Raw genomic sequence first — 1,794 nt, forward strand, 5'->3', positions numbered from 1 at the left:
GGCATTTTTGAATACACCAGACGTGTTACTAGGAATTCGCCTGGAGATCGAGGATATTGGGAGGAGGCTTCAACCCTAGCGCCCCAAAGGTTCGCCGCTGTTTCTGGGTCACTTCCGTACACTGAAACAGGTCTCCATCTTTTGTAGAAAAATGTCCAACATGGAGCCGATTCATTTCCTTGCGAATCTGGGTCCAGGTTTCTCCGGTCTGCAACTCGGCAATACGGACAAGCAACAGGGCCAGCCAGCTGATCACCACATGGGCGCGAATCCGCTCTTCGAGCCGATGATACATGGGACGCAGTTGTAACGTGGTTTTTAAGGTGCGAAACGCGTCCTCCACTTCCAACAGCTGCTTGTAACCAAGCGCCACGTCTTCGATCGACAAGGTATCATCCGACGTGCGGATGAGGTACTTTCCATCATATTTGCTCGCGTCGCGTACGGCTTGTTTATGGAGACGGAGAGTACCATCTTTCAATTGCCGCACATATTTTCCGTACGTCGGATGCGCCCGCAGGGCACAGGCTTTCTTATGATGTGCTTCGTTTGCCTCCTGCCGCAAGGCATCGATCTGCGCTTCGATGGATGCCACGATTTGTTCCCGCTTCATGCGATCCCGCGCGGCTTCGTCGGGATTGTATGCAATCACATAGCGCTTGCGCGCTTCTCCGTCCCCAACAATCGCTTCTTTCACATGCAGGTTCTCTCGAATCACCTGAAACCGCCCGCGCTTGCTTAAGGCTTCTTCGACATCTTTTTTTCCCGCATGCATGCGTTCGCCAATAATATAATGGCCGCCGGTTTGCTGCAGAATCCGAAGATTCTTTTCGGAAGAAAACCCGCGATCGGCGACTTGTATCACCCGCCCGAGCTTCCAGCCGATCAAGTCTTGTTTCACTTGTTCGATCACCGTCATGTCCATCGTGTTCCCGGGCCATTCCCATACGCGAATCGGAATGCCTTCGCGGGTAACCGCGAGGCCGATCACGGTTTGCAGAAGATCCGGTCGTTTGTCTTTCGAGTAGCCCTGCTTTCGGAAGGTCTCGTCCTCAGAAACTTCGTCGGGGGACACTTCAAAATAGCTGGAGGTGGTATCAAAATAGAGTAGATCCACTTCCAGATTCAATAAATCGGACACGGCATAAAATACGTTCTTTTCAAGTTCCGCACGTACGTCCAGCAGCTCATCCATGACGCGGTACAGCTGATGAGGCTGTACCGTTTCTACACCGGGTACGTAGACATCTTCTTCGACCCAGCTCGTCAGGGAGAACTTACTCGCGGGCGAAACCGCGCGGTTCGCCACCATGGTAAAAAGCAGTCGTTCAATATCCATCTCGTGCTGGCGGGAAGAGAAGCAGGCTTGGATGACCTCCTCCATGCCGAGCTTCTTCCACAATTGATCCAGGAGCCACAGGCTGCCCACGCTTTTCGAGGATTGAAAGAGAAACGAAGCCACTTCCCCAACGGTTTCTTTGGACTGCAGCGCCGCTTCCGGCGAAAGGAATCGCGAAATACTGGATGCCAGACGTTCTAATACGGCCCGATCCACTTGATCTTCCCGGCCGAAAGAATAAATCACCTTCGCTTTTGCGTATTTGGCTTTCGGATCCCATTCATTATGAGCGAGCTGCAGGTAAGAGGTTGTTGTTCCATTTTTATTTTTTCTGGTTACTCGTCGAATATACATGCCTATATTATATCTGATAAACCCTTTAAAATAAAGAAAAAAATAATATAAACGTGTGCCTATGTAAAAATTGTAAAAAAGGAGCGCATTTTCGCTTCATG

Annotated in this window: 1 protein-coding gene; it reads right to left on the bottom strand. The window is 50.6% G+C overall.

What is annotated here, in order from left to right:
* Positions 1 to 28: 28 nt before the first annotated feature.
* Positions 29 to 1,693, bottom strand: a complete 1,665-nt coding sequence (locus tag ACFO4L_RS17515; protein ID WP_377910964.1) for an IS1634 family transposase — start codon at positions 1,691 to 1,693, stop codon at positions 29 to 31.
* Positions 1,694 to 1,794 lie beyond the last annotated feature (101 nt).

The sequence above is a fragment of the Bacillus daqingensis genome (assembly GCF_042654445.1).
GTDB classification, from domain to species: domain Bacteria; phylum Bacillota; class Bacilli; order Bacillales; family Salisediminibacteriaceae; genus Alkalicoccus; species Alkalicoccus luteus.

What these genes read in the sequence shown, in the direction of transcription:
- ACFO4L_RS17515 (WP_377910964.1), bottom strand. Translation starts at nt 1,693, where the DNA reads ATGTATATTCGACGAGTAACCAGAAAAAATAAAAATGGAACAACAACC.